Here is a 17,640-nt window from a genome sequence, read left to right as displayed (position 1 = left end):
GGCTCCACTGGCGGCTCAGGCAGCTCCGTGGGCTGCCCGGGACTTGCGGGCCAGGGAGTCGAGGGACACCGCGACGGCGAGGACGGCGCCGGTGACCATAAAACGGAACGAGGAATCGAGGTTGAGCAGGGTCAGGCCACTGGAAATGGACTGGATGACGATGATGCCCAGCAAGGCGGCGGACGCCTTCCCCCGTCCGCCGAAGAGGCTCGCACCGCCGATGACGGCGGCGGCGATCGCGTTGAGGTTGACGTCGCCGGCGCCGCTGGCCTGGTTCACGGCGGCGAGGCGCGCGGCGGCGAGGACCCCGCCGAGCGCCGCCAGGGTCGAGCAGAGCACGAACACCGAGGTGTAGATCCTGGTGACGTTGATGCCGGTACGCCGGGCGGCTTCGGCGTTGCCTCCCACGGCGTAGACGGAGCGGCCCCAACCGGTGCGGGTCAGCAGGTAGTGGAAAACGAGCACCAAGCCGACGAAGGCGACGAACATCCAACCGACGCCACGGCTCTGGTTCAGGTACCACGCCGCGAAACCCAGACCCACGAGGACCGCGAGACTCCGCAGCGCCAGCAGAGATGCGGGTCGGGCTGACAGCCCCGCCGCCCGGCGTTCCCGGGCCCGTGCAAAGCCCATGACGAACATCGCGGCAGCGGCGACGACGACCAGGACGTAGGACAACCAGGCCGGCACAAAGGCCAACTGGGCGAAGAAGACCAGTTCCGAGTCGAAGGGCAGGTTGATCGCGCCCTTGCTGCCGAGCAGGTACAGCTGCAGGCCGAGGAAGCCGAGCAGACCGGCGAGGGTGCCGACGAAGCTGGGGACGCCGAACCGGGTGAACAGCTGCGAGTAGAGCCAGCCGATCACCGCGCCCGCCGCGAGCGCGGCCAGGACCGCCAGCCAGGACGGCCAGCCCTGGTTGACGAAGGTGACCGCGGTGATCGCCGCGGACAGTCCGCTGACCGAGCCCACGGAGAGGTCGATCTGGCCGACCAGCAGGACACAGACCACGCCGAGGGCGATGACGCCGACCGAGACGCATTCGACGGCGAGATTGCCGAGGTTCGCGCTGGAGAGGAAAATCGGGTTGAGGGCCTGGAAAACCGTCCAGATGATCACCAGCCCGATGATGATGGGCAGTACCCCGAGATCTCCGGAGCGCACTCGGTCGATGAAGGCGGTGAGGGCCCCGCGGATGCCGGCGTCGTCGCGCAGTCGTTCGTCGGCGCGGTCGATGTCGGTGCGCCCGGCCGGGGCGGGTGTGCTGACCTCAGTCATCGTTGCCGGCTCCCTTCGAGCTGGTCGCGGCGGCGGTTCGTGCCGTACGCCTGGTCACCGCGTTGTCGGTCGCGCCGGTGATCGCGGCGACGATCTGTTCGGACGAGGTGGTCGTGGCGTCGAACACGCCGTTGTTGCGGCCGAGACGCAGGACCGCGATGTGGTCGGCGACGGCGCGGACGTCGTCCATGTTGTGGCTGACCATGATCACGCCGAGGCCACGTTCGCGGAGGGTCTCGATGAGGTTGAGCACCTCGGCGGTTTGGGCCACGCCCAACGCCGCGGTCGGCTCGTCGAGGATGATGATCCGGGGATCGCCCAGCAGCGACCGGGCGATCGCCACGGTCTGTTTCTGCCCACCGGACAGGGCCGCGACCGGGACGCGGACGCTGGGGATCTTCGCCGAGAGCTGCCTGAGCAGCTCCCACGACCGGGTTTCCATGGTCGTCTCGTCGAGCCGGGATCGGCGAAGTTCCCGCCCGAGAAACAGGTTCTCGACGACGTTGAGGTTGTCGCACAGGGCCAGGTCCTGGAAGACCGTCGCGATGCCCAGCCGGCGGGCGTCCGCCGGGCTGGTGATGCGGACCTGCTCGCCACCGAAGGTGATGGTGCCGGTGTCCGCGCGGTGGACCCCGGAGAGGACCTTGACCAGCGTCGACTTGCCGGCGCCGTTGTCACCGACGATGGCCGTCACCTGCCCGGCGGCGACGTCGAGGTGGACGTCGGTCAACGCCGCCACCGCGGCGAAGTTCTTGCTGATTCCGGCCAGCGACAGAGCGGGACGATCCGCTGCACCGGTACTGGTGGTGGTGGACATGATCTCCTCGCTGTCAGGCGATGCCGGCACGAGCGCACGCGGCGGCGTACTCCGGGGTGCAGATGGCCGTGACCTTCAGTTCGTTGCTGCTCACGAGCGCCTGCTTGAGGTTGCCGGTGGTGACCACGGTCGGGTCGAACAGCTGGGTCGGGGTGTTGAACAGCGTCGTCTTGCCGGCGGGCTTCTTGCCCTGGCTGAACTGGACGGCGACGTCCGCGGCGGCTTCGGCGACGATCTTGATCGGCTTGGAGATGGTGTTGTACTGGTCGCCGTTGACGATCCGCTGCGCGGCGGCGAGTTCGGCGTCGTTGCCGGTGACCGGGGGAACCGGGACGACGCCCGCGGCCTTGAACGCCGCGATCGCCCCACCGCCGGTGCCGTCGTTGGCCGCCACCACCCCGGCGATCTGCTTGCCGAACCGGGTGATCTGGCCGCTGACCCAGTCCTGCGCCTTGGCCGGTTGCCAGTCGGGGGTGTCGTACTCGGCGAGCAAGCGGAGGCCGCTGGTGTCGAGGGCGCTGTGGATGCCCTTCTTGATCAGACCGGCAGCAGCGTCGGTGGGGGAGCCGTTGACCTCGAGGACACCGCCCTGGGCGCCGGTCTGTTTGAGGTGGTCGACCAGCGACTGCGCGATCTTCGCGCCGATCTTCTCGTTGTCGAAGGAGATGTAGTAGTCCGGCGGCATGGTGGGGATCGGCCGGTCGTAGGCGATCACCGCCGCACCCTGGGCGTGCGCGGTGTTGACGATGGTCGCGGCCGCCGTCGAGTCGACCGGGTCGAGCACGATCACCTTGGCGCCCTGGGCCAGTGCGGAGTTGGCCTGTTGTTGCTGCTGGGAGGCGTCGGCGTTGGCGTTGGCGTAGACGACCGAGCAGCCCGCGCAGAGTTGTTTGACCTTGGCCTCGAAGAGTGGGTGGTCGGACAGTTCGTAGCGGGTCGAGGCGATGTCGGGCATCAGGAAGGCGATCTTGGCCTGGGCGGCGTCACCGGCGGCGCCGGAACTGCCGGTGGTGTCGGCGCAGGCGGTCGAGACGCAGGCCAGAGCGGCGGTGATCGCGACGAGGGTGAGCTTGCTCGAGGTGCTCATGGCGGGGTGCTCCGTTCAGCGGTGATCGGTCGGGGTGGCCGCCGGTTGACGGCGGTGCTGCAGGACGTCGGGATTGGCGCAGTGCGCCGGCTCCGCACCGCGCAGCCAGCGGCTCGCTTCGTCGGCGACCATGGCCGCGGCGCGCTGGGCGACGGCTTTGGTCGCTCCGGCCAGATGGGGGGTGAACACCACGTGCGGCGCGTCGCGAATGGGGTGGTCCGCGGGCAGGGGTTCGACGTCGTAGACGTCCAGGGCCGCGGCGAACAACTTCCCTTCGCGCAGTGCGGCGGCCAGCGCGCTGTAGTCGAGCAGGCCGCCACGGGCACAGTTGACCAGAACCGAACCGTCCCGCATCAACGCCAGTTCGGCGGCGCCGATCAGCTTGCGGGTCTGCGGGGTCAGCCGAGCGTGCAGGGACACGACCTCGGAGCGGGCGAGCAGCTCCGGCAGCGGCACGACCACAACACCCCGCGGGAGAGCGGCGAGATCGACGTAGGGATCGTGAACGAAGACACGCGCACCCATCGCGATGAGCACGGTCGCCAGGTGGCCGCCGACCGCGCCGGCCCCCACCAGGCCGATCGTGGTCCCGTGGACCTGCAACCCGGTCGCGTCGTAGGCGTAGAGGTCGCTCTTCCACTGTCCGCACAGCACGCTGAGGTGGCTGTCGGGAATGCGGCGCATCGCCGCCAGGAGCAGGCCCAAGGTGTGCTCGGCGGTGGAGACGGCGTTGCGTCCGGGGGCGTAGGTGACGGCGACACCGTGCCGGGTGGCGGCCCCGAGGTTGGCGTTCACCGGGCCGCCACGGCTGACCGCGAACAGTTCCAGGTCGGGGCAGGCTTCCAGGACCCGGCTGGTCAGCGGCGCCATCTGGGTCAGGCACACACGAACACCCTGCAGGGCTTCGATCAGGGCGTCCTCCGATCCGGAAGCCTCGTCGACTTCGGCGATGGCACGAAACGGTTCGTGCGGCCACGGCAGCGCGAGCTCGCGCACGGCCCAGGCATCGGGACCGGATTCGGTGTGCAGGGCGTCGGCGAGCAGGCGGTTGAGCACGAAGTGGTCGCCGGCAAGCAGGATGGGGACGGGCGGTGCCATGAGGTAGCCCTTCTCGGAGTGGTTCAGCGGGCGGCGAAACGGGTCCGGTTGCGCTGTTTGGCCTGGGTCGCCACCTCGGAGTCCAGCCAGGCACGGTCGGCGAGGGCGGTGACAAAGGCGTCGTAGCCCGGGGCCAGCGCGGCGCCACGGGCCAAGTCGGGTTCGAGGGTGTCGCGCACGCGGATCAGCCGTCGTGCCGCGGCCGGGATGTCGCCGTCCGCCGCACCGGCGGCCAGGACCGCCATCCCCCGGGCGGGTTCCGGGTCGGCGGGCAAGCGGACCGGCACACCGAGCACGTCGCACCGCAGCTGGTTCCACCACGCATTGCGCGCTCCGCCACCGGTGAAGCTGATCGGTCCGGCGACGTCGGCCCCGGCGCCGCGCAAGACGTCGAAACACAGCCGCTCGACGTGTGCGACGCCGGTGCACACCGCGGCGAAAGCGCGGGCCGTGTCGGTGCCGGGCCGGTCGAGGGCACCATCGCCGAGGAATCCGCGTGCCTGGGGGGCCACAAAAGGGAAACGTTCCCCCTGCCCGGTCAGGGGATAACACAGCGAGACGTCGGCGACCTCGGATGCGGCCGTGGTCAAGGTTTCGAGGTCGGCACCGGGGAACAGGGACTTCACCGCGCCGGCGCCGCTGCTGGATGCGCCGCCGGGCAGCCACAGGTCGCCGTAGGGTGCACGGTGCGAGTAGACGGCTCCGGTCGGGTCGTGCAGCAGCGTGGTGCTGACGCCTTTGAGCGCCAATGTCGTTCCCAGGACGGAGTTCCACTCGCCGGGCGCCAGGGCACCGGCGCCGAGCTGCGCGGCGCACCCGTCGGTCATCCCGGCCACCACGGGGGTGCCGGCGGGCAGTCCGGTTCGTTCGGCCGCGTCGTGGCACACCACACCGAGCGTGGTTCCGGGGGGAACCACGGGCGGGAGGACGGCCGGGTCGAGCTGAAGGCGGTCGAGGACCGGTTGTGGCCAGCAGCGGTCGAGCTGGTCGTAACCGGTTTTGAGCGCGTGACTGGAATCGGATGCGACCGCGTGCCCGGTCAGGGCCGCGGCGACCACGTCGGGTTGGTGGGCCAGCCGGACATCGCCGGTGAGCAGGTCGTGGTCCCGCCACCACAGGAGCTTCGGCAGAGCCCACGCCGGTTGGATCCGGTAGCCGAGTTTCAGCCAGAGATCGGCCCCCGCGTCCTGCGCTTCACCGGCCAGGGCACCCGCGCGGGCGTCGTCGTACATGAGCCCGGGGGTACGGGGAGTTCCGTCGAAGTCGGTCAGCAGGACCGTTCCCGACGTCGCACACACCGCGATGCCGCCAACCGGCCGCGCGCCGACCGTCGCGGTGACGGTGGCGAGGGCATCGGCGGTGGTGGCCCACCAGTCCCGCGGATCCTGCTCGTGACGGTTGCCGTCGCGGTGGCCGTGCAGCGGAACTGCTGCATGGCCGATGGTGCTGCCGTGGTCGTCGACCGCCAGTGCCCGGCAGCTTTGGGTGCCGAGGTCGAGGCCGATCCAGACGACATCGGTGGGCGAATGCTCAAGCATGTGTTCCTCGTTCCGAGGCTGCCGCGACGTCCGGGCTCGCGTGCCAGATGCGGCCGACGGACGCCAAGTTGCGTGCGTGAAGGAACTCCGCGTGCTCCCCGTCGTAAAAGCTGGTCAGTTCGGGAACCGGGTCGAACCGCTGCCGTGTCCGGACCAGCGCCGCCGCGGCGGCGGTGAGATCCGGATACCGGCCCAGCAGGGCCGAGGCGTACACGAACGAGCCCTTGGCGCCGACCTGGCTGTCGGTGGTGACGATCGCGGGGATCCCGGTGATGTCGGCGATCATCTGGCACCACGAGCTGCCGGCGGCGCCGCCGCCGCACAACCGCAGCTGCGTGGGCCGGCCGGGGGCGGCGTTCAGGCAGTCGCGGATCACGTGGCCGAGGCCCTCCAGCACAGCGCGTGCGAAGTGCTCCGGCTGGTGTCCGAAACGGACGCCGGTGATGAGGCCGCTGGCGGTGAAGTCGAGAAACGGTGCTCGCTCGCCTGCGGGCGACAGGTAGGGCAGGATCCGCAGGCCATCGGCGCCTGGGGAGGCTCGGCCGGCGAGCTCGGTGACCGCGTCCGGAACGGGCAACCGCAGCAGGCCGGCGAGCCAGTCGATGACTCCGCAGCCGGCCAGGGTCGGGAACGCTCGCAGCAGGAGGTCCGGTGTGTCGAGCGCGAGGGTGAGACCCGCCGGTTGCCCGGTGGTGTCGACGCTGTCCACCAGCACCTCGGTGCACAGCGTCGTGCCCAGAACGCACGATGCGTGGCCGGGCTCGGTCGCTCCGGAGCCGATCGCGGTGGAGGCGATGTCGTAGGGAGCGAGCACGACCGGGAGTCCCGCTGGGAGCCCGAGCTGCGCCGCGGCCTCGGCGTTGAGCGCCTGCACCCGGTCGTCGGCGGTGAGCAGGGGCGGCACGAGGTGCCGCTGCGGACCGAGACCGTACAGCTCGAGCAGTGCGTCACTGTGCCGGCCGAGCCGAAGATCCAGCCAGGGCGCCGAGGAGTCGGTGGAGTCCATGCCCAGCACTCCGGTCAGCCGCAGGAAGAGCCAGCTTCCGCAGGTCAGCACCGCAGCCGCGCGGCTGGTCGTGTCCGGCTCCTCGGTGATCAGGGCGCGCAGGATGGCGTTGGGGAGGCCCGCGCTGGTCAGGGACGCGTTGATCCGGAACGCCTCGGCGAGGACATCGCGCGCCCGCCAATCTTCGACGATCGCGGCGGCACGTCCGTCGTTCCAGAGCACCGCGGGCCGCACCGGCCGGTGATGCCCGTCGACCAGCCACGCTCCGTCTCCCTGTGCGGTCAGCGCGAGGAGTTCCACCGGGCGGTCGAGACGTTCCGCCGCTTCACGGACCGCGGAAGTCGCCGCTTCCCAGACGGCGTCCATGTCCTGTTCGGCGCGGTCGGGGGACGGGTGCGACACCGTGGTGCCGCGGCTGACGGCGAACAGTTCGTGCCCGTCTTCGTCGAAAACGGCCGCCTTGATGACCGTGGTCCCCGCGTCGAGACACACCGCGACGGGACGAGCTGCGGAGCCGCTGGCAGCCATGGGCGTTCCTCCGGATGGCTTGGCACGCTTCAGTGCGTGCCGTGATCTGTATTACAGCCAACCGGAGTTCAACTTAGCAAGTTTTAACATTCAGGCGTAGTGACCAATGGTCACTCAAAGTCATATTACCTGTTCAAAGTGGTAAAGCTTGAGAGTCTTCTGACTTCGGGTAACCGATGACTTAACACTAGATACCATGCTCGGTGAGGGCGGCGTCCACGGTCACGCCTCGGCCGCGGAGATCGGTGAGGACGTTCGACGGAGTGTCGGCGTCGACGATCACGCGGTCGATCGTCTGCAGGTCGACCAGGCGGTGCAGGGCCCGGCGGCCGAACTTGGTGTGGTCGATCAGGGCGATCGTGCGGGACGCCGCGGCGATCAGGGCGCGACGGGTGATGACGGTGTCCTGGGACTGGATGAAGCAGGTCCCCCCGGTCACCGCGGTCGTCGACATGATCAGGACGTCGGTGCTGAGATCGGCGGCCGCCACGGCGGTCGCCTGGCCGAGAAACGAGTCGTAGGCGGCCACGTACCGGCCGCCCAGCCCGATGAGGTCGATGTCGACCTGGCCGGCGAGCGCGCGGATCACCGGCAGGAAGTGGGTCACCACCGTGAGCGGGGCTCGCTCGGGCAGCAGGCGGGCGACCGCCAGCGCGGTGGTGCTGTCGTCCAAGGCGACGACCTGGCCCGGCCGGATCTCGGAGGCGATCACCTCGGCGGCCATCGCGCTCTTCGCGGCTGCTTCGGCCTGCATTCGATGCTGCAGGTCGCCGTGGAAGGTCACGGTCGGTGCGCTGGTGGCGCCGCCGCGCACCTTGTGCAGGAACCCCCGCTGGGTGAGCGTGTCGAGGTCGCGGTGCACGGTCATGATGCTGACGCCGAATTCGCTGGCCAGATCGTCGACCCGCATGAACCCGGCCTCGGAGATGAGCCGCTGCATGGCGGCGCGCCGCAGTTCCGGATTGCCGCTGTGGCCTGAGCTGGAGCCGACTCGTTGAGACACCTCTTCAGCATCGCATCAACTGCCGTCCGGCCGGGGGAGCGTTCCGGGCCGGCGTGCTCAGGTCCCCTCCGGCGGCGGGCAGGACGGCGACGATCACCACGCCGAGCACGGTCTTGAGCCGGGCGGTCACGACGCCGTCTCCGCCAGCGTGGACCGCGCCGAGCGCAGGTGGATCAGGCCGAAGACGGTGGCCACCACGTGGTGAGGATGAGCACGATGCCGGTCATCAGGCGCAGCAGCGGGCAGGTGACGTGGTGGGAGATCACCTCGTGCAGATCGCGGGCGATGTAGGCGCGGCGAGCGCTGGTGTAGCGGCCTACCAGCCAGGGGATGCAGGCGTTCTTCACCGTCTCGAGCACCACGGCGAGCGCATCCGCGGAACCGGCCAGAACTCCGGGCGACCATCGCGCCCGCCGCGAGGACAGCCGGCGATCCGATGCCCGGCCACCCGCACAGCCAGGCGCCCGCGAGGTAGCCGGCGATCAGCGTTCCCACCAGGTCGGTGTCGGCGGCGACGATGACGATCGGCACTTCGACCGCTACGGGAACGGCCGGCGCGGACGCGACGAGCGCGGCCTTCGGCGACGCCGGGGCGCGGTACCTGGTCCGGATGGTGCTCAACTGCTGCGCGGCGGCCGCCCAGCCCGTCAAGGTCGGCCTGGATGGGCAGATTCCGCCGGTGCTGCAGCCGGACTCGTCGCTCGAGGTCACCGGCGCCTACACCGCCGAGCAGGCCAAGGATCCGGTCGACGGCGACGTCGTCCCGTTCATCGACGTCAAGGATGCACGGTCCGTCGCCGCGCCCCGTCGATCCGTACGAGGGGTTTGGTCAGCAGGGCCGGGCGCGCCGGGGCCAAGGCGGCGCGCCCGGCCGGGGCTCAGGGTAGGACCTTGAAGGTGTAGGTCGCGTCCGCCGAGACGGTCGCGCCGGTGGCCGTCAGGGTGCCGCTGATCCGGAAGGTCACCGTGTAGGTGCCGGCGGTGCTGAACGCCCAGTTGGCGTGCGTGTGCGCGCCGGCGGAGAGGGGCTTGGCGTCGGGCAGGCCGTCGCCGCTGTTGTAGAGCACGGTCGGCGTGCCCAGCGACTGGGTGTAGATGCTGAGGTTGCCGCCGGTGACGCTGAGCAGGCTCATCGTCAGTGTGTTGCCCTGGAAGATGCCGGTGGGGACGTCGGTGCTGTTCCACCCCGCCCACAGCAGGTTCGCGTTCTGCGTCTGCGGCAGGATCCAGACCGTCGAGCCGGGAGTGCCGAGGAAGCTGTAGGCGGAGTTGTTCGGCACTGTGGTCTTCGCGGCGGCGAGCACGTCCAGTTCCACAGTGGACGGTGCCCGTCTGACGCTCGGGCTCCCCGTGCCGTCCAGCAACTGGACGGTGAGGGCGCCCGAGGCGTAGTCGACGTCGAGGACGTCGACGTGCCCGGTGGTGAGGACCGTCGTCGCGGCTCCGGCGGGCAGGGCGGTGACGAGGCTGAGCGCGGCGGCGATCGCCACGGCGGTCAGCGAGCGGGTTTTCACGCGCATGGGAAGACCTCTTTCGTGATCAGTCGACGCAGAAGGTGAGCACGGCCGGGGCGGAAGACACTTTGGCGCCGGTGGTGAGCGTCGCGGTGGCCTGGAAGGTGAGCTGGTAGACGCCGGGCTTGGTGAACCCCCAGTTGACGTGCTCGTGCAGCCCGACCGGCAGGGGCAGGGCGTCGGGCAGGCCGTCGCCGCTGTCGAGCAGCACGGTGGCCGCGCCGAACGGGTCGGTGGTGAACACGCTGGCCTTGCCGGGGCCGCGCACGGACTTGAGGGTGACCTTGAGCGAGTCGTTCGCGAAGACGCCGGTGGTCAGCTCCTCGGTGCTGAAGCCGGGCCAGAGCAGGGCCGGGTCCTGCGTTTCCGGGAGGATCGAGACCGGCGCGCCGGCCGGGCCGAGGAACCGGTACGACGCGTCGGCGGGAACGGTGGTGCGGGCACCGGGCAGCGCCTTGAGGAGCACCTCGGCGGGGTCGTACTCGACCGACGGCTCGACCGACTCGTCGTGGACGTGCAGCTCGAGAGCCCCGTCTTCGTACTCGACGTCGACCGCGTCGACGTGACCGTGGTCGAGGACCACACGGGACGCGGCGTGGGCCGGGGCGGCGAAGAGCCCGGCGAGCAGAGCCGCGGTGACGGCACTGCAGGCCAGCAGGGCAGGACGACGACGCACAAGAACTCCTTGAGTGAGGAAGAGGACGGACTGGACAGAACATTAACGACAATGATATTCATTAACAAGACAGCGTTCGTGCATGTGTTTTCACACGATGGGGGCAGGTTCCATGCTGGGTAGGTCAAGACCGGTGCGCGCGCTGCTGGCCGCGTGCGTTGCCGCGGTGTCGCTCCCGCTGACGGCTCCGGCGGCGCACGCCGAGGCCGGGCCGGCGCCGGCGTCGCGGCAGCGGACCGTGCTCAACGACGTGCACACCGACACCGTCGACGTGCAGTACGCCGACGGGCGCCTGAAGCTGCAGACCCGGGTCGGAAACGAACCGCACCAGTACTTCGCGCCCGAAGACGTGTTGTTCCAGTTGCGGGACAACGACATCTCCCGCATCCCCGTCCCGGACACCCCGGAGTACTCGTTCCTCGGTGCCGCCGGGACGCCGGTCTGGGTCGCGCCGCAGGTCCAGGACTTCTCCCTGTTGTTCGCGGGCTGGGACACCGAGAGCCTGACCGCCGGCGCGTTCGCCGGGGACGCGATCGACCTCCGCCTGGCCGGCGTCGACGGCCCGGGTGCGCTCGAGGTGTTCCAGACCGACTCCTTCGGCTTGCCGCTGCGGGTGTTCAGCTCCCACGACGGCGGCCCGAAGTCGTTGCACCAGGCCGTCGGCAGTCACGTCCACGCGAACTGGGCGTTCAGCGCGCTCGGCCGGTACACGGTGACCTTCGAAGCCACCGCGACGGACACTGCCGGGCACCAGGTGAGCTCCGGGCTCGTGGACTACACCTGGTTCGTCGGCGGCACGACGGTCGCCGACATCCCGGCGACCACGAGCAGCGTGGCCCTCACCACGTCCCCGGCGGCCACGGCGGTGGGGGAGAACCTGACGCTCACCGGCGCGGTCACCCCGGCGAACGCCCCCGGCTGGGTGGAGTTCGCCGACGGCGGCACCGTCCTCGGCCATGCGGCCGTCGCGGGCGGACAGGCCACTGTGGACACCTCGTCGCTTACCTCCGGCCGTCATTCGCTCACCGCGCGGTTCGTGCCGAGGTATTCGACCGACTTCACCGAAGCGCGCTCGGCCGCCGTCGAGCACGTCGTGACCGGTGACGGCACCCCGCCACCGCCGATCTCGTCGGCACCGACGTCGTCATCGTCCAGCGCGCCGCCTTCTTCTTCGCCGACGATGTCTTCGCGCGCCGTGGTGCCCGCGCCCGTGGCCACCGCGAAACCGTGCGTGCCCGCGGGCCCCGTGACCTCGAGCGCCGGGGTCGTCCTGGCCGACGGGCACGCCGACTACGCCGTGCGCGTGGTCGGTGGGAAGCTGGTCTCGCAGGTCAAGGACGGCACCGTCGCGGGCACCACGACGTGGCGCAGTCCCGGCAGCGTCGTGTTCCACGTCGTCGACAAGGCGGCCACGAACGTCCCCGAGGGCGCCCAGTTCGGGTTCCTCGGCAAGCCGGGTGACCGGATCTGGCAGATCCCGCAGACCCAGCAGGCGGGCGTGCTGTGGCTGGGCTGGAACACCGAAGAGCTGAAAAGCAGTGACGTGAGTGGCGACGTCACGTGGCGGCTGGACAAAGTGGACGGTCCCGGCGCGCTCGCGGTGTTCGAGTTCGACCCCTTCGGCAAGCCGGTGCTCGCGTTCAACAGCGGCGACGGTGTCCCGGACAGCTACGCGGTCCGGCTGGGCACGCACGCTCACGGCAACTGGACCTTCACCAAGCAGGGTATCTACCACATCACCTTCACCCACAGCGCGAAGCTCGCCTCCGGAGCCCAGTCGAGCGACCAGCAGACGGTGACCTTCGCCGTCGGGCCGGTCGATCCGAAGCAGGCGCTGCCGGTCACGACGTCGACTCCACCGGTCGGCACCTGCGCGGACGATGTCGCCGCCCGCTCACACGGAGCCGGGCTGGCTTCGACGGGGTTCTCTTTCGCAGGACCGGTTTCCCTGGCCGGGCTGGCATTGCTCGGCGGCACGGCCTGCCTGCTCCTGGTCCGCCGGCGGAAGTCTGCCGTGGACGGTGAGCGGTGATGCGGCGAACGATTTCGGTGCTGCTGGCCGTGGGCGTGCTGGCGACCGCGTGCTCCAGCGGCGCGGCGACCGGTGGGAGTTTGCAGGTGGTCACGACCACCGAGATCCTGGCCGACCTGGTGCGCAACGTCGGTGGTGACCGCGTGTCGGTCACCTCGATCGTGCCCTCGGGCGGCGACCCGCACTCCTACGAGCCGACACCCCGGGACGCGACGAACGTGGCCAAGGCCGACGTCACGTTCACCAACCACTTGCTGCTCGAAGAGCACGCCCTGATCAAGACCATCGACGCGAACGCCCGGCCCGGCACCCCGAACGTGTCACTGGCCGAAGCCGCGGAGACCTATGGCGCCACGGTCATGCCGCTCGTCGAGGACATCGGCTTGGACGTCGCGTGGCTCGGCCTCGCCGTCCGCGGCGAGGGCAAGGCCCGGGGCGCGACCCGCACGTCCGACATCCGGCTGTCCGCGACGAAGGTCGACGGGCCCGGCACGGTCGCGGTCTACCTGACCGAAGCCCTCGGACAGCCCGATGTCTACTTCGACTCCGCCGACGGACTCGACGCCAAGGACACCACCACACTGCCGCCGGCCGCGCACACGCACCTGAACTGGGCGTTCAGCGCGCCCGGGGTCTACCGGCTGACGCTGTCGGCGCAGCTGGTGAACGGCCAGGCCGCCCCGGCGCCGATCGGCGCCGGCACGTTCACCTTCGCCGTCGGCGTCGACCCGCACACCGTTGCCGGCAAGCCCGCGATCATCGGGGTCGGGCACACCGACCTCGCCGTCGACCTCGACACCGGCGGCGTCTACGCCTACACCGACAACGACACCGGGCAGCAGCACCCGGTTCCCGCGGACGACGTTGTCGTCGACGTGCCCAACCGGGCCCTGGAAACAGTGCCCGACGACCCGCGGTTCGCGTTCCTCGGCAAGCCGGGCGCCTCAATCCACCAGCTGCCCCAGGCGGTCCTCGGCAAGCACGTCCACGGCGAGATCGACCCGCACCTGTGGCAGGACGCCCGCAACGCCAAGGCCTACGTCCAGCTGATCCGCGACACCCTCAAGCAGCGCGACCCCCAGGGCGCGGCCACCTACGACGAGAACGCCCGCACCTACGCCGCCCGGCTCGACGAGCTGGACACCTACCTCCGGCAGCGCATCGCCGGGATCCCGAAGGACCGCCGACAGTTGATCACCACCCACGACGCCTTCGGCTACCTCGCCAAGGCCTACGACCTGACCGTCGCCGGTTTCGTGGTGCCGAACCCGGCCTCGGAACCGAGCGCCGAGCAGGTCCGCAAGCTCACCGAGACCATCCGCAACCTGCACGTCCCGGCCGTGTTCATGGAGCCCAACCTCGCCCAGCGCGCCACGGTCCTCACCCAGGTCGCCGCCGACCAGCACGTCAGGGTGTGCCTGCTCTACGGCGATGCTTTCGACGAGCATGCCCGCGACTACCTGAGCATGATGCGGCACAACGCCGACGAGCTGCGCGGCTGCCTCGGCGGTGGCGTGTGATCCGCCGTCTCGCGGCCCTCGTGCTCGCGGCCGCCCTCGTCACGGTCCCGGCTGCTGTGGCCGCACCTGCTCCGCCGACGGTCATCGCCGACGGCCACGTGGACATGGGCCCCCGGATGGTCGACGGTGCCTGGAAGATCCAGGTCCGCGACGACACCACCCAGCCGGCGACCTGGCGGTCATTGCCCGACGTCGTCCTGCACGCCGTGTCGGCGTCGAAGATGGAAGTGCCGACGGGCGCGGACTACGCATTCCTCGGTTCGCCCGGCGCGCCGGTGTGGCTGCTGCCGCAGGTCCAGCGGCCCGGAGTGCTGTGGCCGGGGTGGAACACGCAGGACCCGTCCATCGCCGGGCTGGTCACCCGCGAAGTCACGTGGCGGCTGCACGCCGTCACGGGGCCGGGCCGGTTTTCCCTGTTCCTGAACGGGAACTTCGGCCGGCCCGAGGAGGTTTTCGACAGCGCCAGGCCCTTCCCCCAGGAGACGGGTATCGAGGCGGTCTCGCACGTCCACGGCAACTGGGCCTTTTCGGCTCCCGGCGCCTACGCCCTGGACATCGAGATGCAGACGGCGGCTGACGGGAAGACCTTGGGCGACCGGGAACAGCTGCGGATCTACGTCGGCGATGGCGACCCGGCGGCGGCTTTCGCGGCGGCTGCACCCCCGGCAACATCCGGGACGTCAACTCCACCTCAGGCGGTCGTCGCGCCCCGCGAAGACGGCGCGCCGAACTACGGATGGTGGTATGCGGCGGGCGGCGTGGCCCTCGCGGGCGCGCTGGTTGTAGCGCTCCGGTTCCGGCGCAGCCGGAGCGGCTCGTGACGGCGCTGGAGATCACCGGCCTGAGCGTCCGGCTCGGCGGCCGCGAAGCTCTGTCCGAAGTGGACTTGAGCTTGGCCGACGGCGAGCTGGTCGGCTTGATCGGCCCCAACGGCGCGGGCAAGACAACGTTGCTGCGCGCTGTGCTCGGCCTGCTCCCGGCGACGACCGGGACGATCCGGCTCGACTGCACGATCGGCTACGTTCCGCAACGCCACGAGTTCGCCTGGGACTTCCCGATCTCGGTGGAGAAAGCCGTCCTCACCGGCCGCACCGCGGCCATCGGCTTCCTCCGCCGCCCGGGCCGGGACGACCGCGACGCCGTCCGCGACGCACTGCGCCGGGTGGACCTGACCGGCCTCGCCCGGCGCCCGATCGGGGAGCTGTCCGGCGGGCAGCGGCAGCGGGTGCTGGTCGCCCGCGCGCTGGCCCTCCGCCCGCGGCTGCTGCTGCTCGACGAGCCGTTCACCGGGCTCGACGTGCCCACCCAGGAACTGCTCACCGTCCTGTTCCGGACGTTGACCGGCGAGGGCAACGCGGTGTTGATGACCACGCACGACCTGCCCGCCGCGGCCGCGCTGTGCGACCGGCTGTGCCTGCTCAACCGCACGATCGTCGCCGAAGGACCACCGGAGGAGCTGCGGGATCCCGAGGTGTGGCTGCGTGCGTTCGGCGTCACCCGCTCCGACCAGCTCATCCATTCACTGGGGATCGCCCGATGATCGACTTCCTGCTCGCGCCGTGGGAGCACGAGTTCATGCGCCGAGCGTTCCTCGTCGCGATGATGTCCGGCGTGGTCTGCGGGGTCATCGGCAGCCACGTCGTGTTGCGCGGCATGGCCTTCATCGGCGACGCCGTCTCGCACTCGGTGTTCCCCGGGGTCGCGATCGCGTTCGTGTTCCGGTTCGACCTCGCCCTCGGCGGGGCGGTCGCCGGGCTGCTGACCGCGCTGAGCGTCGCGGTGTTCGCGCAGAACAAACGGCTCAAGGAGGACACCGTGATCGGCGTGTTCTTCGCGGCAGCGTTCGGCCTCGGCATCGTGATCCTCTCCAGCGCGCCCGGCTACTCCGGCTCGCTGGAGTCGTTCCTGTTCGGGCAGATCCTCGGCATCAGCGACGGCGACGTGCACGTGGTCGCGATCGCCGGCGCGGTCCTGCTGCTCGCCGCGGCCGCTGTGCACAAGGAACTGGTCACGGTCGGCCTCGACCGGGAGACCGCCCGGGCGCTGGGCATCCGGGTGTTCTGGTTCGACATCGCGCTCTACACGATGGTCACGGTCGCGATCGTGATTTCGCTGCAGGCGGTGGGCAACATCCTGGTGCTGGCCCTGTTGATCACCCCGGCCGCGTGCGCGCGGCTGCTCACCGACCGGCTCGGGGTGATGATGGTGCTGGCGCCGGTGATCGGGATGGTGTCGGCGGCGATCGGGCTGTATCTGTCGTATTCGCTCAACCTCGCCGCGGGCGGGCTGATCGTGCTGGTCGCCACCGCTGTGTTCCTCGTGTGCTGGGTGCTTGCCCCGAGACACGGCCTCCTCGCGCGGTTCCGCCCCGGCTCCTCCCGGAGTGTCACGGGCGACGATGCTTCGGGTGATCGTCGACGCGGTGTCGTCGAAGGCGACATCTCCCGGCTGCGATCGCGGACGTGACTGTGAACGTTTCCGGATCGGCGCAGGAGGGCGGCCTGGCCATGGAGAAGCCCAGGAGGGTGGTGTTCCGCGTTTCGCCGCGGACCCGGAACGATCCGCTACTTTCGTCTTCCTACCGATGACGGTGGTCGCGCCCGTCGCAGCCGGGAGATCGTGCTGAGCGCCGGTCTTTTCCGGTTCTCCCCGACCGTTCCGACTACCGAGCGGCAACGACGCCGCTGATTGTGAGCGATCATGCGCAGGCTTCTTTCGACCGCACTCGGGGTGCTCGCCGCCGCGCTCGTGGCCACGACACCCGGAGTCGCGCAGGCCCAGCAGACCTCGGGTGCCCAGCCCGGCATCATCGGCGGCACGACCGCGACCGAGACCTACAGCTTCATGGTCTCGTTGAGCAACGGCTGTGGCGGCAGCCTGGTCGCGCCCCAGTGGATCGTGACGGCCAACCACTGCGGCAGCGCGTCGCAGGGCCGCATCGGCTCCACGAACAAGAACTCCGGCGGCGAGGTCGGCCGGATCGACCGCCGGATCACCAAGTCCGGCACGGACCTCACGCTGATGCACCTGTCCGCGGCTGTGCGCGCCGCGCCGGTCCCGATGGCGACGAGCAACCCGGCGGCGAACACGACCGCCCGGTTGCTGGGCTGGGGCTGCACGAGCTGGCCGAGCTGCAGCACTCCGACCACGCTGCGCCAGATCGACCTGCGGGTGCTGCCGAGCAGTTCGTGCTACGCCGGTGGTGGCGGTTCGGGTGACGTGTGCATTTCCGGCGATCGCACGCATTCGGCGTGCCACGGTGACTCGGGCGGTCCGGCGGTTGTCGGCACGACCGGCAGCTGGACGCTGGTGGGTGAGACGCACGGCCCGGGTGACAACGGCGGCGAGTGCGCGACGAGCACCCTCTACACCGGCATCGCCCAGCACCTGACCTGGATCAGGCAGCAGATCGGATCCTGACCCCGCACCGGGTTTCCCAGCCGTACGGTTGGTCGTGGGGGGGGGGGGGGGGGGGGGAGGACCCCCCCCCCCCCCCCCACCACGGCAAGAAAGAAAACGCAGAAGGCTCGCTGTCGGTACCCACCC

Annotated in this window: 18 protein-coding genes; 7 read left to right on the top strand and 11 right to left on the bottom strand. The window is 70.3% G+C overall.

The genetic code is table 11. The annotated features are described in order from the left end of the window. Positions 1-15 precede the first annotated feature (15 nt). From ACZ63E_RS26655 to ACZ63E_RS26615, 9 genes are all read right to left on the bottom strand, one after another. Positions 16-1,275: a sugar ABC transporter permease gene (locus ACZ63E_RS26655; protein WP_465338836.1), complete on the bottom strand. Its 1,260-nt coding sequence runs from the start codon at positions 1,273-1,275 to the stop codon at positions 16-18. Beyond that, positions 1,268-2,092, bottom strand: coding sequence for an ATP-binding cassette domain-containing protein (locus ACZ63E_RS26650; RefSeq protein ID WP_465338835.1), 825 nt, complete (start codon positions 2,090-2,092; stop codon positions 1,268-1,270). Before ACZ63E_RS26650 ends, ACZ63E_RS26655 begins: the two co-directional genes overlap by 8 nt. Positions 2,093-2,105: 13 nt before the next feature. After that, a complete protein-coding gene (locus ACZ63E_RS26645) occupies positions 2,106-3,179 on the bottom strand; it encodes a substrate-binding domain-containing protein (RefSeq protein ID WP_465338834.1) in 1,074 nt (357 codons plus the stop codon). 15 nt (positions 3,180-3,194) lie between these two features. Next, positions 3,195-4,277 carry an NAD(P)-dependent oxidoreductase gene (locus ACZ63E_RS26640; RefSeq protein ID WP_465338833.1) on the bottom strand — a complete coding sequence of 361 codons (1,083 nt, stop codon included), beginning with the start codon at positions 4,275-4,277 and terminating at the stop codon, positions 3,195-3,197. A 23-nt stretch (positions 4,278-4,300) separates the two neighbouring features. Further along, positions 4,301-5,815 (bottom strand): FGGY-family carbohydrate kinase, encoded by a 1,515-nt coding sequence (locus ACZ63E_RS26635; protein WP_465338832.1) that lies wholly within the window; start codon positions 5,813-5,815, stop codon positions 4,301-4,303. Beyond that, on the bottom strand, positions 5,808-7,349 hold the full coding sequence (locus tag ACZ63E_RS26630) for an FGGY family carbohydrate kinase (RefSeq protein WP_465338831.1): 1,542 nt from the start codon (positions 7,347-7,349) through the stop codon (positions 5,808-5,810). Before ACZ63E_RS26630 ends, ACZ63E_RS26635 begins: the two co-directional genes overlap by 8 nt. 187 nt (positions 7,350-7,536) lie before the next feature. Further along, positions 7,537-8,352: a DeoR/GlpR family DNA-binding transcription regulator gene (locus tag ACZ63E_RS26625; protein WP_465338830.1), complete on the bottom strand. Its 816-nt coding sequence runs from the start codon at positions 8,350-8,352 to the stop codon at positions 7,537-7,539. A 4-nt stretch (positions 8,353-8,356) separates the two neighbouring features. Next, positions 8,357-8,482, bottom strand: coding sequence for a hypothetical protein (locus ACZ63E_RS26620; protein WP_465338829.1), 126 nt, complete (start codon positions 8,480-8,482; stop codon positions 8,357-8,359). Between the two features lie 43 nt (positions 8,483-8,525). Next, positions 8,526-8,711 (bottom strand): hypothetical protein, encoded by a 186-nt coding sequence (locus tag ACZ63E_RS26615; protein WP_465338828.1) that lies wholly within the window; start codon positions 8,709-8,711, stop codon positions 8,526-8,528. A gap of 158 nt (positions 8,712-8,869) precedes the next feature. Between ACZ63E_RS26615 and ACZ63E_RS26610 the strand changes: the two genes are divergently transcribed. Then, positions 8,870-9,247 carry a hypothetical protein gene (locus ACZ63E_RS26610; RefSeq protein ID WP_465338827.1) on the top strand — a complete coding sequence of 126 codons (378 nt, stop codon included), beginning with the start codon at positions 8,870-8,872 and terminating at the stop codon, positions 9,245-9,247. On the opposite strand, the gene ACZ63E_RS26605 is transcribed toward ACZ63E_RS26610, so the two are convergent. Then, on the bottom strand, positions 9,231-9,872 hold the full coding sequence (locus tag ACZ63E_RS26605) for a choice-of-anchor M domain-containing protein (RefSeq protein ID WP_465338826.1): 642 nt from the start codon (positions 9,870-9,872) through the stop codon (positions 9,231-9,233). The two genes, ACZ63E_RS26610 and ACZ63E_RS26605, sit on opposite strands and share 17 nt — an antisense overlap. Positions 9,873-9,891: 19 nt before the next feature. Continuing rightward, the gene (locus tag ACZ63E_RS26600) at positions 9,892-10,542 is read right to left on the bottom strand and encodes a choice-of-anchor M domain-containing protein (protein ID WP_465338825.1); all 651 of its coding nucleotides are present in this window, start codon (positions 10,540-10,542) and stop codon (positions 9,892-9,894) included. A gap of 133 nt (positions 10,543-10,675) precedes the next feature. Here ACZ63E_RS26600 and ACZ63E_RS26595 point away from each other — a divergent pair, with 133 nt between their 5' ends. From ACZ63E_RS26595 to ACZ63E_RS26570, 6 genes are all read left to right on the top strand, one after another. After that, complete coding sequence (locus ACZ63E_RS26595) at positions 10,676-12,574, top strand: TIGR03773 family transporter-associated surface protein (RefSeq protein WP_465338824.1); 1,899 nt, start codon at positions 10,676-10,678, stop codon at positions 12,572-12,574. Then, positions 12,574-14,094 carry an anchored repeat ABC transporter, substrate-binding protein gene (locus ACZ63E_RS26590; RefSeq protein WP_465338823.1) on the top strand — a complete coding sequence of 507 codons (1,521 nt, stop codon included), beginning with the start codon at positions 12,574-12,576 and terminating at the stop codon, positions 14,092-14,094. The genes ACZ63E_RS26595 and ACZ63E_RS26590 overlap by 1 nt, the downstream gene beginning before the upstream one ends. Continuing rightward, on the top strand, positions 14,091-14,915 hold the full coding sequence (locus ACZ63E_RS26585; protein ID WP_465338822.1) for a TIGR03773 family transporter-associated surface protein: 825 nt from the start codon (positions 14,091-14,093) through the stop codon (positions 14,913-14,915). Before ACZ63E_RS26590 ends, ACZ63E_RS26585 begins: the two co-directional genes overlap by 4 nt. Further along, on the top strand, positions 14,912-15,634 hold the full coding sequence (locus ACZ63E_RS26580) for an anchored repeat-type ABC transporter ATP-binding subunit (RefSeq protein ID WP_465338821.1): 723 nt from the start codon (positions 14,912-14,914) through the stop codon (positions 15,632-15,634). Before ACZ63E_RS26585 ends, ACZ63E_RS26580 begins: the two co-directional genes overlap by 4 nt. Then, positions 15,631-16,560 carry an anchored repeat-type ABC transporter permease subunit gene (locus tag ACZ63E_RS26575; protein WP_465338820.1) on the top strand — a complete coding sequence of 310 codons (930 nt, stop codon included), beginning with the start codon at positions 15,631-15,633 and terminating at the stop codon, positions 16,558-16,560. Before ACZ63E_RS26580 ends, ACZ63E_RS26575 begins: the two co-directional genes overlap by 4 nt. 234 nt (positions 16,561-16,794) lie before the next feature. Next, positions 16,795-17,514 (top strand): S1 family peptidase, encoded by a 720-nt coding sequence (locus ACZ63E_RS26570; RefSeq protein ID WP_465338819.1) that lies wholly within the window; start codon positions 16,795-16,797, stop codon positions 17,512-17,514. Positions 17,515-17,640: the final 126 nt, after the last annotated feature.

It is taken from the genome of Amycolatopsis sp. NPDC104819, from assembly GCF_055583145.1.
This window is presented reverse-complemented; position numbering and strand designations above follow the sequence as displayed.

Bases quoted from the DNA above. Each gene is read 5' to 3' on its own strand.
- ACZ63E_RS26655 (WP_465338836.1), bottom strand. From the start codon at position 1,275: ATGACTGAGGTCAGCACACCCGCCCCGGCCGGGCGCACCGACATCGAC.
- ACZ63E_RS26650 (WP_465338835.1), bottom strand. From the start codon at position 2,092: ATGTCCACCACCACCAGTACCGGTGCAGCGGATCGTCCCGCTCTGTCG.
- ACZ63E_RS26645 (WP_465338834.1), bottom strand. From the start codon at position 3,179: ATGAGCACCTCGAGCAAGCTCACCCTCGTCGCGATCACCGCCGCTCTG.
- ACZ63E_RS26640 (WP_465338833.1), bottom strand. From the start codon at position 4,277: ATGGCACCGCCCGTCCCCATCCTGCTTGCCGGCGACCACTTCGTGCTC.
- ACZ63E_RS26635 (WP_465338832.1), bottom strand. From the start codon at position 5,815: ATGCTTGAGCATTCGCCCACCGATGTCGTCTGGATCGGCCTCGACCTC.
- ACZ63E_RS26630 (WP_465338831.1), bottom strand. From the start codon at position 7,349: ATGGCTGCCAGCGGCTCCGCAGCTCGTCCCGTCGCGGTGTGTCTCGAC.
- ACZ63E_RS26610 (WP_465338827.1), top strand. From the start codon at position 8,870: ATGACGATCGGCACTTCGACCGCTACGGGAACGGCCGGCGCGGACGCG.
- ACZ63E_RS26605 (WP_465338826.1), bottom strand. From the start codon at position 9,872: ATGCGCGTGAAAACCCGCTCGCTGACCGCCGTGGCGATCGCCGCCGCG.
- ACZ63E_RS26590 (WP_465338823.1), top strand. From the start codon at position 12,574: ATGCGGCGAACGATTTCGGTGCTGCTGGCCGTGGGCGTGCTGGCGACC.
- ACZ63E_RS26575 (WP_465338820.1), top strand. From the start codon at position 15,631: ATGATCGACTTCCTGCTCGCGCCGTGGGAGCACGAGTTCATGCGCCGA.
- ACZ63E_RS26570 (WP_465338819.1), top strand. From the start codon at position 16,795: ATGCGCAGGCTTCTTTCGACCGCACTCGGGGTGCTCGCCGCCGCGCTC.